The organism is Flavobacterium sp. TSSA_36 (genome assembly GCF_051547165.1).
Taxonomy (GTDB): domain Bacteria; phylum Bacteroidota; class Bacteroidia; order Flavobacteriales; family Flavobacteriaceae; genus Flavobacterium.
The window spans coordinates 178,163-199,806 of sequence record NZ_JBPTTP010000004.1; the positions used below are offsets into that span (position 1 = coordinate 178,163).

Annotated in this window: 22 protein-coding genes; 11 read left to right on the forward strand and 11 right to left on the reverse strand. The window is 34.9% G+C overall.

From position 1 onward, the window contains the following. Window positions 1-131: 131 nt before the first annotated feature. The 7 genes from clpX to ACSVH7_RS10035 all read right to left on the reverse strand — a co-directional run bounded on the left by clpX (window position 132) and on the right by ACSVH7_RS10035 (window position 6,968). Window positions 132-1,364: an ATP-dependent Clp protease ATP-binding subunit ClpX gene (clpX, locus tag ACSVH7_RS10005; protein ID WP_438066550.1), complete on the reverse strand. Its 1,233-nt coding sequence runs from the start codon at window positions 1,362-1,364 to the stop codon at window positions 132-134. A 70-nt stretch (window positions 1,365-1,434) separates the two neighbouring features. Then, window positions 1,435-2,106, reverse strand: a complete 672-nt coding sequence (gene clpP, locus ACSVH7_RS10010) for an ATP-dependent Clp endopeptidase proteolytic subunit ClpP (protein WP_438066551.1) — start codon at window positions 2,104-2,106, stop codon at window positions 1,435-1,437. A 213-nt stretch (window positions 2,107-2,319) separates the two neighbouring features. Beyond that, entirely contained in the window at window positions 2,320-3,645 is a 1,326-nt protein-coding gene (locus tag ACSVH7_RS10015) for a trigger factor (protein ID WP_438066552.1), read from the reverse strand. Between the two features lie 430 nt (window positions 3,646-4,075). Further along, window positions 4,076-4,888, reverse strand: a complete 813-nt coding sequence (locus tag ACSVH7_RS10020) for an MOSC domain-containing protein (RefSeq protein WP_438066553.1) — start codon at window positions 4,886-4,888, stop codon at window positions 4,076-4,078. A gap of 202 nt (window positions 4,889-5,090) precedes the next feature. Next, the gene (locus ACSVH7_RS10025) at window positions 5,091-5,435 is read right to left on the reverse strand and encodes a phage holin family protein (RefSeq protein WP_438066554.1); all 345 of its coding nucleotides are present in this window, start codon (window positions 5,433-5,435) and stop codon (window positions 5,091-5,093) included. A gap of 43 nt (window positions 5,436-5,478) precedes the next feature. Continuing rightward, a complete protein-coding gene (locus ACSVH7_RS10030) occupies window positions 5,479-6,246 on the reverse strand; it encodes an alpha/beta fold hydrolase (RefSeq protein WP_438066555.1) in 768 nt (255 codons plus the stop codon). Window positions 6,247-6,254: 8 nt separating this feature from the next. Continuing rightward, window positions 6,255-6,968: a pyridoxine 5'-phosphate synthase gene (locus ACSVH7_RS10035; RefSeq protein WP_438066556.1), complete on the reverse strand. Its 714-nt coding sequence runs from the start codon at window positions 6,966-6,968 to the stop codon at window positions 6,255-6,257. A gap of 113 nt (window positions 6,969-7,081) precedes the next feature. Here ACSVH7_RS10035 and ACSVH7_RS10040 point away from each other — a divergent pair, with 113 nt between their 5' ends. The 8 genes from ACSVH7_RS10040 (at window position 7,082) to murI (ending at window position 15,547) form a co-directional block, all read left to right on the forward strand. Next, window positions 7,082-7,741, forward strand: a complete 660-nt coding sequence (locus ACSVH7_RS10040; RefSeq protein ID WP_438066557.1) for a CBS domain-containing protein — start codon at window positions 7,082-7,084, stop codon at window positions 7,739-7,741. Between the two features lie 32 nt (window positions 7,742-7,773). Next, window positions 7,774-8,658, forward strand: coding sequence for an NAD kinase (locus tag ACSVH7_RS10045; RefSeq protein WP_438066558.1), 885 nt, complete (start codon window positions 7,774-7,776; stop codon window positions 8,656-8,658). A gap of 318 nt (window positions 8,659-8,976) precedes the next feature. Beyond that, window positions 8,977-9,663: a DUF6089 family protein gene (locus ACSVH7_RS10050; RefSeq protein WP_438066559.1), complete on the forward strand. Its 687-nt coding sequence runs from the start codon at window positions 8,977-8,979 to the stop codon at window positions 9,661-9,663. 1 nt (window position 9,664) lies between these two features. Beyond that, window positions 9,665-10,405: an isoprenyl transferase gene (locus ACSVH7_RS10055; RefSeq protein WP_438066560.1), complete on the forward strand. Its 741-nt coding sequence runs from the start codon at window positions 9,665-9,667 to the stop codon at window positions 10,403-10,405. Then, the gene (locus tag ACSVH7_RS10060; RefSeq protein ID WP_438066561.1) at window positions 10,338-13,088 is read left to right on the forward strand and encodes a BamA/OMP85 family outer membrane protein; all 2,751 of its coding nucleotides are present in this window, start codon (window positions 10,338-10,340) and stop codon (window positions 13,086-13,088) included. The genes ACSVH7_RS10055 and ACSVH7_RS10060 overlap by 68 nt, the downstream gene beginning before the upstream one ends. A gap of 35 nt (window positions 13,089-13,123) precedes the next feature. Then, a complete protein-coding gene (locus ACSVH7_RS10065; protein ID WP_438066562.1) occupies window positions 13,124-14,161 on the forward strand; it encodes an OmpH family outer membrane protein in 1,038 nt (345 codons plus the stop codon). A 19-nt stretch (window positions 14,162-14,180) separates the two neighbouring features. Beyond that, window positions 14,181-14,678, forward strand: coding sequence for an OmpH family outer membrane protein (locus tag ACSVH7_RS10070; RefSeq protein WP_438066563.1), 498 nt, complete (start codon window positions 14,181-14,183; stop codon window positions 14,676-14,678). Window positions 14,679-14,770: 92 nt separating this feature from the next. Then, window positions 14,771-15,547 (forward strand): glutamate racemase, encoded by a 777-nt coding sequence (gene murI, locus ACSVH7_RS10075; RefSeq protein WP_438066564.1) that lies wholly within the window; start codon window positions 14,771-14,773, stop codon window positions 15,545-15,547. A gap of 13 nt (window positions 15,548-15,560) precedes the next feature. Here the strand turns inward: murI and ACSVH7_RS10080 are convergent, their stop codons facing one another. Both ACSVH7_RS10080 and ACSVH7_RS10085 read right to left on the reverse strand, forming a co-directional pair. Next, window positions 15,561-16,073 carry a gamma carbonic anhydrase family protein gene (locus ACSVH7_RS10080; protein ID WP_438066565.1) on the reverse strand — a complete coding sequence of 171 codons (513 nt, stop codon included), beginning with the start codon at window positions 16,071-16,073 and terminating at the stop codon, window positions 15,561-15,563. 20 nt (window positions 16,074-16,093) lie between these two features. Further along, window positions 16,094-17,092 carry a PorP/SprF family type IX secretion system membrane protein gene (locus ACSVH7_RS10085; RefSeq protein WP_438066566.1) on the reverse strand — a complete coding sequence of 333 codons (999 nt, stop codon included), beginning with the start codon at window positions 17,090-17,092 and terminating at the stop codon, window positions 16,094-16,096. A gap of 129 nt (window positions 17,093-17,221) precedes the next feature. Between ACSVH7_RS10085 and ACSVH7_RS10090 the strand changes: the two genes are divergently transcribed. The 3 genes from ACSVH7_RS10090 to ACSVH7_RS10100 all read left to right on the forward strand — a co-directional run bounded on the left by ACSVH7_RS10090 (window position 17,222) and on the right by ACSVH7_RS10100 (window position 19,613). Next, entirely contained in the window at window positions 17,222-18,115 is an 894-nt protein-coding gene (locus ACSVH7_RS10090) for a NifU family protein (protein ID WP_438066567.1), read from the forward strand. 151 nt (window positions 18,116-18,266) lie between these two features. Continuing rightward, the gene (locus tag ACSVH7_RS10095; RefSeq protein ID WP_438066568.1) at window positions 18,267-18,701 is read left to right on the forward strand and encodes a YtxH domain-containing protein; all 435 of its coding nucleotides are present in this window, start codon (window positions 18,267-18,269) and stop codon (window positions 18,699-18,701) included. A 75-nt stretch (window positions 18,702-18,776) separates the two neighbouring features. Then, window positions 18,777-19,613 carry a mechanosensitive ion channel family protein gene (locus ACSVH7_RS10100; RefSeq protein ID WP_438066569.1) on the forward strand — a complete coding sequence of 279 codons (837 nt, stop codon included), beginning with the start codon at window positions 18,777-18,779 and terminating at the stop codon, window positions 19,611-19,613. Here the strand turns inward: ACSVH7_RS10100 and tsaB are convergent. Together tsaB and ACSVH7_RS10110 are read right to left on the reverse strand one after the other, a co-directional pair. Next, window positions 19,603-20,268, reverse strand: a complete 666-nt coding sequence (tsaB, locus tag ACSVH7_RS10105) for a tRNA (adenosine(37)-N6)-threonylcarbamoyltransferase complex dimerization subunit type 1 TsaB (protein WP_438066570.1) — start codon at window positions 20,266-20,268, stop codon at window positions 19,603-19,605. The two genes, ACSVH7_RS10100 and tsaB, sit on opposite strands and share 11 nt — an antisense overlap. Window positions 20,269-20,343: 75 nt before the next feature. Beyond that, window positions 20,344-21,639 (reverse strand): efflux RND transporter periplasmic adaptor subunit, encoded by a 1,296-nt coding sequence (locus tag ACSVH7_RS10110; RefSeq protein WP_438066571.1) that lies wholly within the window; start codon window positions 21,637-21,639, stop codon window positions 20,344-20,346. Window positions 21,640-21,644 lie beyond the last annotated feature (5 nt).

The following is a 21,644-nucleotide window of genomic DNA, read 5'->3' on the forward strand; positions in this document are numbered from 1 at the left end:
CTGACCTAGCATTTTATATTTAATAGCTTCGGAAAGAAACCCCTTAATTTCAAGCTCCGTTCCTTAACGAATAAAGCTCAAAAACGAATGTTTTTGAGCTTTATTTTACATTGTACTGAGCTTGAATTTACTTAAGAAGCGATCTCCAAACGTTTCAATAAGTTTTTATTTAAGGTTTCTTGAGCGTAGTCTTTATCGATGGCTAATACTTTATCGTCCGAACTTGGTAATTCATACATAGCATCGGTTAAGACAGCTTCGCATAAAGAACGCAAACCACGGGCTCCTAACTTGTATTCTAAAGCTTTATCCACAATAAAATCTAAAGCTTCATCAGTAATACTAAAAGCCACTTCGTCCATCAAAAATAATTTTTGATATTGTTTGATTAAAGCATTTTTAGGCTGCGTCAAAATCGCTCTCAAAGTAGCTCTATCCAAAGGATCCATATGCGTTAAAACAGGCAAACGACCAATGATTTCAGGAATCAGACCAAAATCCTTAATGTCTTTTGGAATAATGTATTGCAACAAATTGTCTTTGTCTATATTGTCTACATTTTTTGATGTAGAATACCCAACAGCCTGACGGTTCAAACGTTTTGATATAATTCTTTCTATTCCGTCAAAAGCACCACCTGCAATGAACAAGATATTTTGTGTATTTACCTCAACAAACTTTTGGTCAGGGTGTTTACGACCACCTTTTGGCGGCACATTTACTACAGTTCCTTCTAGCAATTTCAATAAAGCCTGTTGCACTCCTTCACCAGAAACATCACGAGTGATGGAAGGATTATCGCTTTTACGAGCAATTTTATCAATCTCATCTATAAATACAATTCCTCGCTCTGCTTTAGCAACATCATAATCTGCCGCTTGCAACAAACGAGTTAAAATACTCTCTACATCTTCTCCTACATAACCTGCTTCGGTTAAAACAGTAGCATCAACAATAGCCAAAGGCACGTCTAACATTTTGGCAATACTCTTGGCTACCAATGTTTTTCCAGTACCTGTTTGTCCCACCATGATGATGTTACTTTTTTCAATTTCCACTTCATCGTCTAATTGCTGTTGCATCAAACGCTTGTAATGGTTGTACACCGCAACCGACATCACCTTTTTGGTTTGTTCTTGACCAATAACATATTGATCTAAGAACGCTCTGATTTCTTTTGGTTTTTTCAAAATCAAATCGCCCAACAATTTCGAGCTGCCATTTGATTTGATTTCTTCGAGAACAATGCCATGCGCTTGCTCGATACATTTGTCGCAAATATGCGCATCAATACCAGCAATCAGTAGACTTGTCTCCGATTTTTTCCTTCCGCAGAAAGAACATTGTAACTGTTGTTTTGCCATTATATAGTAATTAGTAAAAAGTGAATAGTAACTAGCTATTCACTAATTACTATTCACTAATAACTTAAATTTATCTTCTTAAAACTTCATCTATCATTCCGTATTCTTTGGCTTCATCAGAGATCATCCAATAATCGCGCTCGCTATCTGCGTATACTTTGTCAAAAGGTTGCCCTGAATGATGAGAAATGATTTTATACAATTCATCTTTCAATTTTAACATTTCGCGTAAGTTGATTTCCATATCCGATGCTACACCTTGTGCTCCTCCTGAAGGTTGGTGAATCATTACACGTGAATGTGGTAAAGCAGAACGTTTCCCCGCTGCGCCAGCACACAACAAAACCGCTCCCATAGAAGCAGCCATACCGGTACAAATAGTAGCTACATCAGGTTTGATGTATTGCATCGTATCATAAATTCCTAAACCTGCATACACACTTCCTCCTGGAGAATTCAAGTAAATTTGAATGTCTTTGGAAGCATCAGCACTTTCTAAAAACAACAACTGTGCTTGTACTATATTGGCAATTTGATCATCGATTCCTGTTCCTAAGAAAATGATTCTGTCCATCATCAATCTAGAGAAAACGTCTAACTGCGAAATATTCAACTGACGTTCTTCTATAATATAAGGAGTCATATTCGTTGGATTCATTGCCGCTACGATTTTATCGTAATACATAGCATTTACTCCTTGGTGCTTTGTAGCAAATTTTTTAAATTCTTTACCGTAGTTCATTTTTTTTTAAGTTTAAAAGTTTAACGTTTAAAAGTTAAAGGTGTACTCTATGAATCCTTACTATTTAAACAAAAGAGCGTCAAAAAAATATTCTTTTGACGCTCAAATATAACTATTTTTTATCGTTTCCGTTTTCAAATGAAATCATAAAGTTCTTATTTTCTTTTCATAAATAAAACTTCTAATTGCTATTTTCCAACCTCAAACTTTACTTTATTCTCCGTAAGAAGCAGCGATAAACTCTTCGTAAGTAACTTCTTTAGTTGTTGGATTTGCTTTTTCTTTGAACAATTCCAATAGTTTAGCAGCAACTACTTGATCAGAAAGTCTTTTCACTTCTTCTTGATTAGACAATACTCTAGCTACGATTCCCTGAACTTCTTCATCTGATGGATTCGTTTGTCCGAACTGTGCCATTTGTTGTTTGATCGCATTGGTAGTAAACGTTTTCAAATCTTCGAAAGTGATTTGAATGTTACTTTGCGCCATAGCTCTACCTTCGATCAATTGAAAACGCAATCCTTTTTCAGAACGTGCATATTCTACTTCAGCCTCTTCAGGAGTTAATTTTTTCTCACCAACAGTTTGCAACCATTTTTTCAAGAATTCAGCTGGTAAATCAAATTTAGTGTTGTCAATCAAAAAGTTTTGAACATCAGCCAATAATTTTTGGTCTGCTTGTTGAGCGAATTGCGCCTCAGCATCTTCTTTGATTTTTTCTTTCAAAGCTTCTAGCGTCGCTACATTTCCTTCTCCAAATAATTTATCGAACAATTCTTGGTTCAATTCCGCAGGCTCAGAAGCATTGATTGCTTCGATAGTAAAATCTACATCAACCGCTAAATCGTGTACATTATCATGACCTACTTTTAGGTAGTCCATTAATTGGTGATCGTCTTCAAATAAACCTTTAGTGTTTACAGTCACAACATCCCCTACTTTTTTACCAATAAACAACCCTTGATTTACTTCTCCATTAAAAGTATCTAATGCAATAGTTGTTGGGTTATTGATTCCGTTGGCTTCACTAGAGAAAACTCCAGTCAAATCGCATCCAGCAGCTACTACTTCTTGAGGAATGGCTTTTCCGAATTGTTTTTGGATACGCGCTACTTGTCCGTCGATTAATTTATCATCAGCAGTAACGATGTATTTTACGATGTCGTTTTTAGCTTCCAAATCCAATTCGAAATTAGGCACTAAACCAATTTCGAACTCAAAAGTCAATTCTTCAGCAGACCAATCTCTATTTTCTTCTTCTTTGGCAAGAGGCGTCCCTAACAAATTCAATCTTTCAGACTGAATGTAACGCTCCAAAGCCAAGTCGATTACTTTTTTAACTTCTTCTATTTTAATGGCTTTTCCGTATTGTTTTTCAACCAAATCTTTTGGCACTGCCCCTTTTCTAAAACCTTTTACTTGCGCTAAAGGCATTTTTTCGTTGATTCTTTTGGCTACTTGACCTTTGTAATCCATGTGTACCACATTCATCACAATTGTTTCAGTCACAGCATCTATAGCTACTCTTTTAATATCCATCTTCTTCTTTAATTTACATAATAAAATTGGCTGGCAAAATTATAAAATTTTCAGCACCCATACAAGCTTTTTATTGTCAAGCTTTACGATTGAAAAACAAGCAATTATTCTTTAAAAAAGCTTCCTTTTCATTATTTGGCGTACCCCGATAGAGGGATTTTATTTCTCTTCAAGAGCTTTCCCAATTGGGGTCAGGTATACACTCCCACTTCCCGATTAAAAAATCGGAAGAATTACACTTCTATCCCAATGTCATTAAGTTAAGAAAATAGACTTATTATTTTGTCATTCCGACAGAGGAGGAGTCAAACTGATTGTTCACATTATGAGATTCTTCGTTCCTCAGAATGACACAAAAAACCCTCAATTTAATGACATTGACTTCCGTCCTTCACGCAGATTTCTACAACATTGGATGGTTTTACAACAATTACTTTTTCTTCAATAGCTCTATAGTTGTGCCAACAGAAACAATGCCAAGATTCCCTGCAATCAAGTTTTGACCAAAAAGCACATTATTTCCTTTCATGCGGTATTTAGCCAAAGTCTTAAGTGGCTCTTTCCCAGAAACTATTCCTTTTTCTTGATCTATTGTGGTCATCACACAGCGCCCACAAGGTTTGACTCCATAAAAAAGCAAGGCACCAATGTTGAATTGTACCCAAGTATCTTCTTCATAGGGTTCGCCTCCAGTAAAAACAAAATTGGGTCGAAAGCGATTCATGGCAATTGGATGCTTCAAACGAGTATTCAAATCATCGAGCGAAGATTGTCCGATGATTAAAAAGGGGTACGCATCCGAAAAAGAAGTAATGTCGTTTGGCGTGATTTCAAAACCTTGTTCTACTTTTCGGTGGCTTTCGTCAGGCATGTACACCAGACGAGCTGTAAAACCTAAAATTTGTGAAAACCAGGCAGAAATTGCTACATCAACTTCGAAAGCTTGTATGGTATCCTCCCAAACAGAAACCGTAAAAAGTTCTTGTTTTTTTTGATAATGCAAAGGAATTTGAACAAACGTTGTGGCTTTTTGAAAACGAACAATCATTGTATCGTCCTCTAGGCTAGGCTGAAAAAGTGCCAGAATAGAATGTTCCCGTTGCGATAAAAAAATGCCATTTTCATCTACCAGCAACCACCTGCGATCGTGTGCTAATCCGCGATCGGTGACTTGTGCTTGCGTTACTGAAATACCTCCCAAGGATTTGATGGGATAGATCCAAAGTTCTGAAAGTTGCAACATTATTTTGAGGGTTTACTCCTTAGTAATTTAAATGGTTTATTTTGAAATGTTCACAAAAAGGCAGTTTGTACCTCTTTAGCCCCGGTAGTAGCGGCATCCTTTGTTGCCGGGGTTCGGCAGCAAAGATAGAGCGGATAACGGGACGATGCTGGCAAAAATGCCTTTTGTCTCTGCTCCTGCTTTTTATGATAAGAATAATTTGCTAGCCTTCTTTTAAAACCAATTTATAGACGATTGATTGTGAGATGGAGAGCACAAAACTGAAGATTAATGCGGTCCAAAACGTGTCTACTAAAAAGCCACCCACAATTTTGGTACACAAGATAATTACCAAACCATTAATTACCAATAAAAACAATCCAAAAGTGATTAGAGTGAATGGTAACGTTAACACAACCATTATGGGTTTGATAAAAATATTGATGAGTCCTAGCACGAAAGCCACTATTAACGAAGTGGTGAAGCTTTCTACATGAACTCCCGATATGACATTGGAGAGCAATAATACCAAAGCAGCGGTGATAAAGAGGCGCAATAACATATTCATAGACTTATTTTTTTAGTTAAAAGTAATAAGAAAAATAGGTTTCTCAATCATTTTGAAGAAATTCGATACAGTATTGATAAAAAAGCGCCGGGTTTTCAGCATGTAGCCAATGCCCTGCATTGGGAATGGTTGTAAGTGATACTAATGTAAAATGAACTTTGATTTGAATCAGGTCTTCCTCTAAAATATAGTTTGAATTCCCTCCTCTAATAAAAAGTGTTGGCATTAGAGCCACGGCGTTTTCAGGTAGTGCTTTTCCGATTTCGGTTACTTTTTGGTTAAAAACGGTCAAGTTAAAACGGAAAGCTAATTGACCTGGCTCTTGCCAATACAAGCTTTTGAGCAAGAATTGTCGCGTGCCAAAATCTGGAATATAAGTAGTAAGTAAAGCATCGACTTCATTTCGGCTTGGCTTTTGGGCAAAATCGACCGCATTTAAACCGGCCAATATATCTTGATGATGAGGCGCATAATATTTGGGACCTATATCGGCTACGATTAATTTACGAATCAAATCTGGATATGTGGTAGCTAATAACATGGCCACCTTTCCGCCCATGGAGTGACCTATGATGTCGATTTTCGTTAAATTATTCGCTTTACAATAGTCGTACACATCCTGAACCATCAACTCATAACTAAAGTCATCTGAGTGAAAACTTCGTCCGTGATTTCGTAAGTCTAAAAGATGTACTTCATAACCTTCGGAAGCAAACTGAACTCCAAGTGTTTTCCAATTATCAGACATGCCCAGAAATCCATGTAATATAAGTAACGGTTTACCAGATCCCTCAATTTTTGAATATAACATACCTACGTTTATTTTAGCTTTTGAAGATACATATTCACCACATTATCTAATCCTAGATAAATTGCTTCAGAAATCAAGGCGTGCCCGATAGATACTTCTAGCAAACCAGGAATGTTTTGCTTGAAAAACTGAATATTATCCAAACTTAAATCATGCCCCGCGTTGATTCCAAGACCTAGTTCATTAGCCAATTCGGCGGCTTTTACATACGGCTCGATCCCTTTTTCATTGCCCAAACTGTAGTCATGCGCGAAGGCTTCGGTATACAATTCTATTCTATCAGTTCCTGTTTTTTTAGCGCCTTCGATCATCGCAGTAATTGGATCCACAAAAATAGAAGTACGAATGCCGTGGCGTTTAAATTCTTGAATTACTTCAGTCAAATAGGATTGATTAGCAATAGTATCCCAACCAGCAGAGGAAGTAATAGCACCAATAGCGTCTGGAACTAAAGTAACTTGTGTAGGTTTGCATTCTAGCACCAAATCGATAAAATTATGCTGTGGATTCCCCTCAATATTATATTCGGTGTAGACAATTGCTTTTAAATCGCGAGCATCTTGATAGCGAATATGGCGCTCATCCGGACGAGGATGAATCGTGATGCCTTGTCCTCCAAATTTTTGAATATCAGTGGCTACTTGTAACAAGTTAGGAACGTTACCGCCTCTAGCATTACGCAAAGTAGCTATTTTGTTGATGTTTACACTTAATTTTGTCATGTTAGCTTAAATAATTAATACAAATACCTTATTACGGAAACAAAAATACAAAGTAAAACCTAGGACTTTTTGCCTTTTTTTGATTATTTTGCATCACTATTTCGAAAATCACTATGACAGAAATTTCAAATTACATCACTAACGATTATAAAGCCATTGACAGTCAGGAAAAAATTGCGACTGCTCAAGATCATTTGGATGCAATTTCATTTACTCATTTTCCAGTTGTAGAAGAGGGTACTTATATTGGGTGTCTCATCAAAGAGGACCTCGAAACGTTTGACAGTGACAAGAAAATTACCGATTATCGCTTTACATTAGAGCCTTTTTATGCCAGGACTCATATGATTTGGCTAGATGTTTTAGAAGTTTTTGCCAAAAATCACACGAATATCGTACCGGTTTTAGACGAAAACAACGTCTATGTGGGCTATTATGAAATAGAAGATATCATCAAATTTTTTCATGAAACCCCATTTTTAAAAGAACAAGGAGGCATACTAGTAGTACAAAAAGGAATACTGGAGTACTCTATGAGCCAAATTGCACAAATCGTAGAAAGTAACAATGGTAAAGTTTTAGGACTATTTGTCTCGGAAGCGGATTCAAAATCCGTTCAAGTGACTATCAAAATAAGTTTAGGAGCTATGAACGATATCATTCAAACTTTTCGTAGGTACAACTACGACATCATCTCAGAACATCAAGAAGACAATTATCTCAACAATTTAAAAGAACGCTCTGATTACCTGAGTAAATACCTAAACATCTAATTTTTCGAGAAAATCGAACAATCTAAAACGTTATGAAAGTAGCCTTATACGGACAATATTATTTAGTAAGTACCGAACCTATTATCAAAGATATTTTTGTTTTTTTCATTGAAAACAATGTTGAAATGGTAATTGAAGCTACTTTTCTTGAAATGTTATACGAAAAAAAAATTGTTCGAAAAGAATACAAAACCTTCAGTTCTCATACTGAACTCGACGAATCTTTTGATATGCTCATCAGTATTGGCGGAGACGGGACCATGCTTAGAGCCGTTACCTTGGTCCGTAATTCCGGGGTACCGCTACTAGGAATTAATGCAGGTCGATTAGGCTTTTTGGCCAATGTTCAAAAAGAAAATATTGCCGCTTTTATGCAATTGGTTTTGGATAAAAAATACACTTTATCTAAAAGAACCCTACTCAGTTTGACTTGCACACCAGAAAACAATACCATTCTTGACTTAGATTTTGCTTTAAATGAAGTTACTGTAAGCCGGAAAGACTCCACCTCTATGATCACTATAGAAACCTATTTAAATGGTGAATTTTTAAATTCCTATTGGGCTGATGGATTAATAATCTCAACCCCAACAGGTACAACGGGATACTCCTTGAGCTGTGGTGGCCCCATTTTGACTCCCGATGTAAAAAGCTTAGTCATCACCCCTATTGCACCTCACAACTTAAATGCAAGACCTTTAGTAATCTCTGATGACACGGAAATCGTGCTGCGAGTAACCGGTCGTGAGGATCAATATTTAGTATCACTAGATTCTAGAATCACCTCAGTCAAAAACGAATCAGTGTTGACCATCAAAAAAACTCCGTTTCACATAAACATGGTAGAAATCCAAGAAGAAACCTTCCTAAAAACACTCCGAAATAAATTACTTTGGGGTGAAGACCGCAGAAATTAATTTAACAAGAGTTCCCCAATTACTGTAAAAAGTATTCTTTTCCGATCATTACAACGTTAAGGGACAATTAAAACACAAATTACACCTTAACGCTACAATGCTATTAAGCTTGCAAAGAACTTTTTTAAACACAAACTCCAACGTAATAAAAACCAATTATTTAAATCACCACAATACAATATCTTACATTATTTACGTTTTCCTTCAAATGCCTTTACAAAATCCAGATATTATTAAAATTCCGAAAAAAAAAGACATTTAACTCATTGCGCATTAATTAGTATTGAATATTATTATATTTGCATCGATTTAGCAATTATGAACAAATTTTTTTATTTATTTTTTATGCTTTTCTCCTACGGAATTTCACATGCTCAGATTCATGAGATCGGAATATTTACAGGAGGAAGTAATTATATTGGAGATGTAGGCCCAACCTCTTACATCGCCCCAAACAAACTAGCATTAGGCATTTTATACAAATGGAATAAAAGCCCTAGACATGCTTACCGGTTTTCTTATACACAAACTACCTTATATGCTAACGATTTTGACGCTAAAGAAGCTAGTAGAAAACAACGTGGGTATGCCTTTAAAAACTCCCTCAAAGAATTGTCAGCAGGACTAGAGTTCAATTTTTTTGACTTTAATTTACATGAAACCAAGTTCAAATTTACACCTTATGTATTTTCAGGTTTGAATTTCATTTTTCATGATGAATTGTACATCAATACTGTAGGCGATACTTATAAAGACAAGACTAACAACTCGCTTTCAATACCCATGATTGTAGGAATAAAAGCAAATTTAAATCGACGTTTTATTATTGGAATGGAAGTAGGAGCTCGCTATTCATTCACCGATAATTTGGATGGAAGTTATCCAAGTGCAACTAATTTACAAACGTACCGATTTGGAAATATCAACAATACCGATTGGTATGTGTTTTCTGGATTAACATTAACTTATACTTTTGGCGAAAAACCTTGCTATTGCGCCTTTTAATATGGATTCACTACAAGAAATAGATAACACTAAAATCCCCAATCACCTAGCCATCATCATGGACGGCAATGGGCGTTGGGCAAAAAAACAAGGACTTTTACGAGCATTTGGTCATGAAAGCGGCACAAAATCAGTAAAGAAAATCATTCAAGCTTGTGCAGAAATTGGAGTAAACTATCTAACACTGTATGCTTTTTCTACAGAAAATTGGAATCGCCCCAAATTAGAAGTTGAAACATTAATGAGAGTTTTAATAAATTCCCTCAAAAAAGAAGTAGACACCTTACAAAAAAATAATATCAAATTGAATGCCATAGGCAATTTAAATCTATTACCTAAAAATGCTCAAAAGCAACTTTTGGAGGTAATTAATCTTACTAAAGACAATACATTAATGACACTAACTTTAGCATTAAGCTACGGATCTAGAGAAGAATTAACGAATGCGGTAAGAATAATAAGCGAAAAAGTTAAAAATAATATAATTTCAATTGACGCTATTGACGATTCAATTATTAATCAGCATCTTTACACGCACAACTTGCCTGATGTAGACCTACTCATCCGGACAAGTGGCGAACATAGAATAAGTAATTTCTTGCTTTGGCAAATTGCTTATGCAGAACTCTATTTTACAGATGTTTTATGGCCTGATTTTAAAGAAAATGATTTACATGAGGCCATCCTCAGTTATCAAAAGAGAGAACGTAGATTTGGAAAAACAAGTGAACAAATTAAATAAACAATTAGTGTTAAATAGAAGTATAAAAATAGCCCTTTTCTTAATCCTTTTAGGAAGTTTTTCACATATAAAAGCACAAGAACGCATCCCCTTTGATCAAGGAAAAAAATATATCCTTGCCAAAGTTGACGTCACTGGAAAAATAAGTTTTAATGAACAAACAGTTGTTACCTTTTCTGGCCTTGAAAAAGGGCAGGAAATTACTGTTCCAGGGGAGGAAATTAGTAGTGCCATAAAAAAACTTGGAAAGCTAGGATTGTTTGATGAAATCAATTTTTATGTGAATAAAATTGTCAACGATAGTGTATATCTTGAGTTGAACATCCAGGAATTACCGAAGCTAAAAGAGGTTAAATTTAATGGGGTGAAGAAAAATAAAATCGAAGCTCTTATCAAAGACAACAACCTACAAAAAGGAAAAATAGTCAATGAAAACTTAATCACAACGACTAAAAACTACATAGAAAACAAATACAAAAAAGAAGGTTACTACAATACCAAGGTAGTAATCAACAATACCCCCGCCGACTCTATTAATGGCAATCAAGTCAACATGTTGGTTAACGTTGATACGGGTGACAAGGTCAAAATTGCTAGCATTGATTTTGTTGGAAATCAAAAGATTACCGATAAGACCCTAAAAGCGGCAATGAAAGACACCAAAGAGAAAAAAATAACTCGCGTATTTAAAAAATCAAAATTCATAAAAGCCAAATACAAAGAAGATTTGGACAAAGTGATAGCGGCTTACAAAGAAAAAGGCTACCGTGATGCAAGAATTATATCCGATTCTGTAGCCTATGACAAGACAAAAAACGCTATTGCTATAAAAGTAAACATTGAAGAAGGTAATAAGTATTACTTTGGAAATATTAAATTCTTAGGAAACACAGTATACACTGATTATGGACTTTCACAAGTATTAGGTATACAGAAAGGAGATACATACAACGGCGTACTTCTGGAAAAACGTATTGCTGATAAAACTAAACCTGACGGAGAAGATATTACCAATTTATATCAAAATAATGGTTATTTGTTCTCCAATATCAATGCCGTAGAAGTAAAAACAGCCAATGATACTATCGATTTCGAAATAAGAATAACTGAGGGTCCTATTGCTTATTTCAATAAAATATCTGTGGTAGGAAACGATAAAACTAACGATCGTGTAATTTATCGTGAACTAAGAACAAAACCCGGAGAAAAATATAGCAAAGACGAATTAGTAAGAACCATACGTGAAATTGGACAATTAGGTTTCTTCGACCCAGAAGCAATTGATCCTAAGTTTAAAAATGTTGATGCCGCAGCAGGTACTGTAGACATTGAATACCATTTAGTTGAAAAAGGAGCTAGCCAAATCGAGTTACAAGGTGGTTATGGTGGTGGAGGATTTATCGGAACACTAGGACTATCTTTCAACAACTTCTCGGCCAGAAACATGTTCAACAAGGAATCTTACAAACCTTTACCCATGGGGGACGGACAAAAGGTGTCTTTGCGTTTACAAGCCAGTACCTTCTTTCAAACGTACAGTGTTTCTTTTTCTGAACCTTGGTTTGGTGGAAAAAAACCAGTATCCTTTAGTAGCTCTTTATCCTACAGTAAACAATTCCTAAATAACTTTACTACGGGAAGAGCAGACAAAAGCAAAAGTTTTAATATTTTATCCCTTTCCTTAGGAATATCAAAACGTTTGAGCGAGCCAGATGATTTTACTTACTTGTCTCATGCTATAAGTTTTCAGAGTTATGACTTAAACAACTATTTCACTGGGTTATTTAGTTTTGGAAATGGGTATTCTAACAATTTAGCGTATACTATCGGTATTACACACTCAAACAAAGGTATCAATCCAATATTCCCAACCTATGGTTCAGAATTTACTTTCTCAGCTAAATTCTCACCACCCTATTCCTTATTCAATGGTGTTGATTATAAAAACCTTGCCAACTTAAAAGAAAACAAATACAAATATGATGGAAGCCGAGGGGATTCATATGTGGGTGATAACGGAATTATAGTAAACAAAGGAGATTATGTAGAGGCAATTCCAACTCAAAACACAACACCAAATAAAGTAGACGACTATAAAGATGCTGCAGCTGATCCTGCAAAGGTAGACCAACAAAAATTCAATTGGTTAGAGTATTATAAAGTTAAATTTAAGGCCGATTGGTATACTAAAATATATGGAAAGCTCGTTTTAAGAACATTAGGTGAATTTGGTTTCTTAGGAGCTTACAACCAAGATCGTGGTTTAATTCCTTTTGAACGCTTCTTTTTAGGAGGAGACGGTATGGCTAATTTCGCTATGGACGGAAGAGAAACCATCCAGTTAAGAGGTTACCCAAACAATTCATTAACGCCATTAGTAAACGGATCGCAAGATGGGGCAACAGTTTATAATAAATTTTCTATGGAATTACGTTACCCTATAACATTAAAAGCATCAGCTTCGATTTATGCTTTAGCCTTTTTGGAAGCAGGATCTTCTTATATCAATTTCAAAAACTACAATCCGTTTGACTTAAGTCGTTCGGCAGGTGTTGGACTACGCGTATTCATGCCAGCTTTTGGTTTATTAGGTATTGATTTCGGACATGGTTTTGATGCATTGCCAGGTCAAACCAAACCAAACGGTTGGGAAACCCACTTTATTATTGGACAGCAATTCTAATTTTTTAGATTCAACTATAATCAAGATTAAAAGTTATGAGAAAACATATTTTATTTATATTTTTATCCCTTTTTATAGTTGAAAATTTCGTTGCTCAAACAAAAGGGCCGAAAATTGGTTATATCGACATGGAATACATCCTGCAAAATGTAACCGGTTATCTTGAAGCAACGAATCAATTAGAAATAAAAGCTCAAAATTGGAGGCAAGAAATTGAGGTTAAAAAAAGTGAAATAAAAAAACTAAAAGAAGCCTTAACGATTGAAAAATCCTTGCTGACTAGAGCTTTAATTGAAGAAAGAGAAACGGAAATTAATTTTTTAGATACCGATTTAATTACATTACAACAAAAACGGTTTGGCCCAAATGGAGATTATATTTCTCAAAAAAGTTCATTGTCAAAACCTGTCCAAGACCAAGTTTTTACTGTAGTGCAAGACATTGCAGAGAAACAAAAATTTGATTTTATTTTTGATAAAACCTCAGATTTCACAATGCTTTTTGCAGCGAAACGTTTCGATATTAGTGATCAAGTTTTAAGAAAAATAAATAACTCAGAAAAAAGAGAACAACTCAGTAAAAAACAATTAGAAGCACAACTAGTAAAAGAAAAAATACAAGAAGCGCTAGATGAAAATCCTGAGTTAAATGAACGTCAACTTGAATTAGAAGCAAAAAAAGCAGCTAAAGAAAAACTCTTGCAAGATCGAATCCAATTACAAGAGCAAAAAAGAAAAGAGTTTGAAGAAAATAGAAGAAAACTAAAAGAGGAAAGAGACGCAAAAAAAAATGGCACAGTTTCTGTACCTACACAAAATAATGCTAGCACCTCATTAGGAACAGAAAAAACAACGGCAACTGCAAAGGAAATTTCAACAGCTATTAAATCCACTGCTGAGATAGAAAAAGAAAAAATAACAACAGAAAGAGCCGCAACAGCAGAAGCTAAAAAACAAGAGATCGCCAATCGCAAAAAGGAATTAGAAGAAAAAAGAAAAAAAATACTCGAAGAAAGAGAAGCACAGCGAAAAGCTAAAGAAGAAGCATTAAAACTAAAAACAAAAGTCAATTAATATTAAATTTTTTAAAACAATGAAACAAATCAAAACTTTATTAATCGCAGCAATGGTAGTATTGGGAGCAAACACAATGACTGCTCAAGCAAAGGTAGCACATGTAAACATTGCTGAAATTATGACAAAAATGCCTGCCATGCTAGATGCTCAAAAACAACTAGAAAAGCTAAGCACTACTTATGATGCTGAATACAAAAAAATGGTTACAGAATACCAAGACTTATTAAAAAAATACGAAGCAGAAGCTAAAACAGTAACTGATGCTGTAAATGAAACTCGTGGAAAAGAAGTTCAAGACATGCAACAACGTATTGTAGCCTACAGAGACAATGCTCAAAAAGAATTGCAACAAAAAGAATCTGACATCACTAAACCTTTATATGATAAAGTTAGAGCCTCTATCCAAAAAATTGGAAAAGCTAAAGGAATGCAATACATTTTAGATGGCGCTTCTTTATTATTAGCAGATGGACCTGATTTAACTGCCGATGTAAAAAAAGATTTAGGATTCTAAAAAATCCATACCACATTATTAGTAACTGCTCCATCATTTGAACGGAGCAGTTTTTTTTTGAACAAAGTTGATAATTGAGTAATTTTGTTTTCATGAACAACAATCAACCCATCGGCGTTTTTGATTCTGGTATTGGTGGCACTTCCATTTGGAAAGCCATTCATCAATTACTTCCTAATGAGCAAACTATTTATTTGGCTGACAGCAAAAATGCGCCATACGGCCAAAAAACTAAAGCGGAGATTATTGCTTTAAGCATGAAAAATACCGACTATTTACTTTCATTAGGTTGTAAATTAATAGTCGTAGCCTGTAATACCGCCACAACCAATGCAATCAAAGAATTAAGAGAAAAATATGAAGTCCCTTTTATTGGTATAGAGCCCGCCATAAAACCTGCCGCACTTCATTCAAAAACTCAAACCATAGGAATACTTGCTACACAAGGGACCTTAAATAGCGAATTATTCAATAAAACCGTCGAAATGTATCAGGAGACAAAAATCATTGAACAAATTGGACACGGCTTAGTTCAATTAATTGAAAGCGGAAAAATTAATTCCCCTGATATGACTCAATTGTTAAACGATTACTTGCAGCCAATGATTGAAGCAAATATTGATTATTTGGTTTTAGGATGCAGCCATTATCCGTATTTGATTCCTCAAATAAAGAACATATTACCACCTCATATACAAATTATTGATTCTGGAGAAGCCGTAGCAAAACAAACTCAACATGTTTTAAAAGAAAAAGTAGGACTTTCTAATTTAGAGCATAGCCAAACCATTTTTTATACAAACACAAACCCAAAAGTACTCGACGATATCTTAGCAAATCGCTATCAAATTGTCCAGAAAGAATTTTAATTTCTTTATAGTATTACTCTTTAAACCAACTGGAGTACATGACATAATTATTAGAAATGCGTTCAATTTCGCCTGCAAAGTCAGATTGATCGATGTCTTTAACTTTTTTAGCAGGTACACCCGCATAAATTGTCCCTGAAGGAACAACCGTGTTTTGCGTGATTACAGAACCAGCTGCAACAATTGAATTACTCTCAATTACGCAATTGTCCATTACTATGGCTCCCATACCAATTAACACATTATCGTGAATAGTACAGCCATGTACGATAGCATTGTGGCCAATAGAAACATTATTCCCGATAACTGTAGGATGTTTTTGATAAGTACAATGAATTACTGCTCCATCTTGGATGTTTACTTTATTGCCAATTGAAATTGAGTTCACATCACCGCGCAGTACTGCATTAAACCAAACGCTGCAGTTATTTCCAATATAAACTTCACCAACTATAGTCGCGTTTTCAGCCACGTAGCAATCTTCGGGAATTTGAGGCGTTTTCCCATTTACTGATTTGATCAACATAAAATAGTCACTTTAAAAATTTAATTAATTGCAGGACAATCGCAATCATACTTTTGGCGTTTACAAAACAAATTCAGGCCTAGTGTAATTTGATGATATCCTCCATTATCAAAGCGAACCGCGCCAGCCACCTGAGAATAAGTGTATGCCATCATAAAATTATTATAATTCACACCTAGAATTGGACTAAAAAATTGTAGATTTTGCTTGGAAACACCATTGTTTGTAAGATACTCTGCGCCGTCAAAACTTCTTCTATAAGAAATCCCAGCCCATAAACTTCCGAAGTCTAAATTTTTAAAGGCTTTCAAATTGATGTCCATTGATTTTTCTTTGGTTTTCTCAGTGAGTTGAAACAAAACCGAAGGCTCCCACAATACCTGCTCTCTGTTTCCAAATAAGTACCCAGCACTTAACAAATACTTTCTTAAATTATCACTTTCATACACTGTATAAATAGCTCTACGTGTTTCAATCAAATTTTTAACGGTAGCATGTGCATAAAAATTTAAGAAATTGTAAGAGGCGCCAATATCAAAATTCAAATAAGCGTCTTTTTGAACAATTGTACCATTAATAATGGGATCATAATCCCCAGATTGTATGAACTCTGTTTCATTCAATTGGCTCTGTATAAAACCAGCACTTACCCCGAATGACAGCTGATTCAAATCTACTTCATCACGTGAAAAAAGCAAATGATACGCATAAGTTGCTTTTAATCCTTTTTGAGAATGATATCCATTTTTGTCATTAAAAACGATAATTCCTGCGCCTGCTCTATCCGATATTTTACCGTTAAAACTCAATGTTTGTAATTGAGGTGCATCTTCTTGTCCAAACCATTGTTTTCTTGCTGTTAGTCTAACTTTTGCACAATTTGCGGCTCCAGCCATCGAGGGATGAATCAAATAATAATTATCCGATAAATAATCTGAATAAACAGGTATACCTTCTTGTGCACTTAAGAACAAGGTCGCAAAAAGAGTCAATAAAGAAAACGGAATTTTTTTCAGCATTAAAAGTAAATTTAAGATCTATTAAATCAATACGATAAAAGTACTATTTATTAGCCAATAATAGTATAAAAAATAAAATATTGAGGAGAGTAGAACATATCTTTAGTAATTTTGTAAAAAATAAAAATCATGATACAATTAACGATAAGAGACACCCAAAATCCAACAATTTTGAAATTTGAATTTCCGGATTTCATTGTTCAAAATGAAAATTATGAATTCAAAAATATAGATGAAACCAAAAATTCACCTTTAGCACAACAATTATTTTATTTGCCTTTTGTAAAAACGGTATATATCTCAGGCAACTTTGTGGCTATTGAGCGTTTTAGCATTGTGGATTGGAACGATGTGAAAGAAGCGGTTTGCGAGCAAATAGAAAAATTTGTTAATGATGGCGGAATCATTATTAAAGAAGAGGAGAATACAATAAAAAAACAGCCCATCAGTGTATATGGAGAAACGACACCAAATCCTGCTGCTTTAAAATTTGTGGTTAGTAGGATGCTAACAAAAAATCCTATTGAATTCAAAAATATTGATCAAGCAAAGGCTTCACCATTAGCACAAGAATTATTCAAGTTTCCATATGTAAAAGAGGTTTTCATTGATGAAAATTATGTTTCTGTAACAAAATATGAAATCAACGAATGGCAAGAAATAACTTTAGAAGTTCGCACGTTTATTAAACAATTTATTGAAAATGGCGGAACAGTTATAGATGAATCAATGCTTGACATCGCTTTAAAAGATGAAAAAGTAAAAGATCAAAATTTTGACAATCTAGATGAGACTTCTCAAAAAATCATCAATATCTTAGAAGAATATGTAAAACCTGCCGTAGCAGCTGACGGAGGAAACATCGTTTTTGATTCCTATGATCAGCCAACTGAAACGGTTAGAGTACTGATGCAAGGTGCATGTAATGGTTGTCCTTCTTCGACTTTTACCTTAAAAAGTGGCATCGAAAACATGCTAAAAAGCATGTTAAACAATGACAATATCAAAGTAGAAGCAGTATAATTTTAGTCAACATCACGTTAAGCGTCTCCAATGAGGCGCTTTTTTTCAACATCCATAAATAGTTAATTTTCAGTGATTTTAATAGCAAAAAAGAAAACTTTTCATAATAAATTGCTTATTATTGTATACTAATCTTTATCTATCAAATACCATGGGAGTAACATCATTTTTTAAAAATCTATTTGGATCAGCAAAAGAATCCGCATCAGAATTAGCCAAAGAAGCAGAATCTACTTTTGAAGAAGTAAAAGAAGCTGCTGCACCTCATATCGACAATGCCATTAAATTCGCCGATGAATCCTTAGAGAAGGCAAAAGAAACCGCTGCGCCATATTTTGAAAAAGCAGAAAAATTGGCGGACGAAACAATCGATAAAGTTACCACAGCCGCTACGCCAATAATTGAAAAAGCAGGTGAATATGCCAATCAAGCCAAAGAAAGCATCAGTGAATATGCGGACAAAGCTGAAACAGTAATAGGAGACTTAGTAGAGCAAGTGAAAGAAAAAACTTCAGAAACAACGGAGAAAGCTGCAGAAGACGTAGCGGAAGAAGTTAAAAAAGACATGGATGAAGCTGCAAAATAATTTCAAAAAATTGTATTTTTGTATTTCACCAAACCTTCTTAATGAGAAGGTTTTTTTAATTTTAAAAAAGGCATTATGGAAGTAAACCCAAACCAATTAACTGATTACGTATCGCTACTTTGGAATGCAGTTCTTGATTATTCTCCAAAAATCATATCGGCATTTGTTATTCTAATTATCGGTATTTACGGTATAAGATTAGTAACTCGGTTGATCAAAAAAATAATGATCAAGAGAGAATTAGATCCTACACTCACGAAATTTTTAGCCGATATTTTAATTTGGGCATTGCGAATTCTTTTGTTTATTGCTTTTATATCAAAGCTTGGTGTAGAAACCTCTTCTTTTGTTGCTATTTTAGGAGCTATGGGATTGGCCGTTGGTTTATCGCTTCAAGGCTCTCTTTCTAATTTTGCGGGAGGAATGTTGATCATTCTTTTTAAACCCTTCAAAGTTGGCGATACTATCGAAGCTCAAGGTCAAATTGCCTCGGTCCTAGAAATACAAATTTTTGTAACCAAACTGGTGACCGCAAACAACCAGACTATTTTCATCCCAAATGGCATTTTATCCAATGGAACTATCATTAATTATTCCATGCAAGGGCAAAGAAGAGCCGATTTGACTATCGCTATTTCGTATGAAACGGACATCAAACAAGCTAAAACAATTATTACAGAAGTACTTAGAAACAACCCAAAAGTATTGCAAGAACCTGCTGCTGACGTAAGTGTAAAAAATCTTACTGACAGCGCTATTCAATTAGCAGTAAGACCTTGGGCAAAAAATGAAGATTTTTGGTCAGTATACGCTGATACACTTGAAAATTGCAAAGAGGCTTTTGATGCCGCTGGAATTATAATTCAACCTTATGTCAGGGAATCATCTGTTAAAAACAATACTATTTCTTAGCAGTAATCATAAAATCTTTTAAGTAAAAAGGTTCAAAATAAGCGACATCTACGGTGTCGCTTTTTTGATATTTATCAAAACTCAAAGCACTCATTTCTTTAGCGGAAGGATATTGAATTCCTTCTAAAAAAACAAAATTAGACGCGGAAAGTACCGTTTTACATTTTTCGTTACAGTCCCCAATAAAATAGATCGTCTGTTTGCTTTCTCTAAATGAATTTTCGGTAATCACTTCGGCTTGAATAGCTCTTTTCTGCTCGAAATTTGCATCAAAAATAGCACTGTATACTTCCATTCTTCTCGCATCAATCATTGGAATAATATAGCCATCTGTTCGATTTACTTGTCTCGCTAAAGTTTGCAAGGTATCAATCGCAATTAACGGAATATCCAAAGCATAACACAAACCCTTAGCCGCCGAAACGCCAATTCGTAATCCCGTATACGACCCAGGACCTTGACTCACAGCAATAGCACTAAGGTCTTGAAACGTAATTCCAGCTTCTTTAATTATTTCTTCTATAAAAACATGTAATCGTTCGGCGTGAGAATATCCCTCCTCCGCCATTTCTTTACATAAAAGTGTGGTTCCATCTTTAGCCAAAGACACGGAACAATTCTTAGTAGCTGTTTCAATATTTAATAAGTATGCCAAAACGTAAATTGTATAAACTTAAAAATCACAATCTCTTTTGACGATTGTGATTTTCTAGGTTGTTAGACTATTATTTTATTTCTTTCCTTCTTTTGCGTTATCGGTTTTCAAGGAGACTTTATCTCCTGAATTGAGTTCTTTAGAAACCGTTGTATACGGTCCTGTAATAACTATATCCCCTTTTTTCAAGCCCGATAAAACCTCAATATTGGTATCGTCTTGAATACCTGTTTTAATAATTCTGATCTTCGCTTTGTTTCCAACTTTCACAAAAACACATTCGAATTTTTTATCGCTTTTCGGTTTTGATTTTTCTTCGTTAGGATCCTCTACTTTAATTTCTTTTACGGCTGCGGTATCTGATTTTACGACTACTGAACTAATCGGCACAGTTAAGATATTCGACTTCGTATTGGTAATAATATCTACTGTAGCGGTCATTCCTGGTCTAAAAGGCGAATAAGTGCTTGGCTTACCTTCTAATAAATCTTGATAAGACTCTTTTAAAATTCTAACTTTTACTTTAAAGTTAGTCACCTGATCAGCCGTTAAAGTAGAACTAGCAGAGTTTGAAATACTAGTTACAATGCCTTTGAATTGTTTTTTCAAATAAGCATCTACTTCTACATTTGCCTTATCACCCACTTTTATTTTTACAATATCATTTTCGTTTACATCTACTTCAACCTCCATGTTGTTCAAATTGGCTACACGCAAAATCTCGGTTCCCGCCATTTGTTGTGTACCTAAAACACGTTCCCCTAATTCAACATTCAATACTGAAATGGTACCGTCAGCTGGAGCGTAAATAGTGGTTCTGCCTAAATTATCTTTAGCTTCTAGTACTGTTGCAGAAGCACTCTGAACGTTGTAATACGCATTTTGTTTATTGGCCTTAGCCACTTCAAAAGAGGCTATCGCTTTGTCCCAATCTGCTCTAGAGATAATTCCTTTGTCATACAATGATTTGTTTCGGTCATAATTAGCTTTGGCCTCTTTGTATGAAGCTTCAGACTGATTCAATCCGGCTTTTGTTCCTGATAAATTAGAAAGTGTTCTGTTGTATCCTGAAGTATACAAATCAGGATTTATTTTGACCAAAAGCTCTCCTTTTTTTACCACTTGTCCTTCTTTTACATTCAAGGCAATGATTTCTCCCGATACTTCTGAAGATATTTTCACTTCAATTTCGGGTTGAATTTTCCCAGTAGCAGAGACCGTTTCTACAATGGTTGATGCAGCCACATTAGCAATTTCAATTTCAGTTCCTTTATCTTTGTTTCCAATTATTCCTGATTTGGAAAGCCCCACTAAAGTTCCTATTAAGACAACGGCAACAGCTAAAAGTATATAAATAGTTTTCTTAGACATAATGA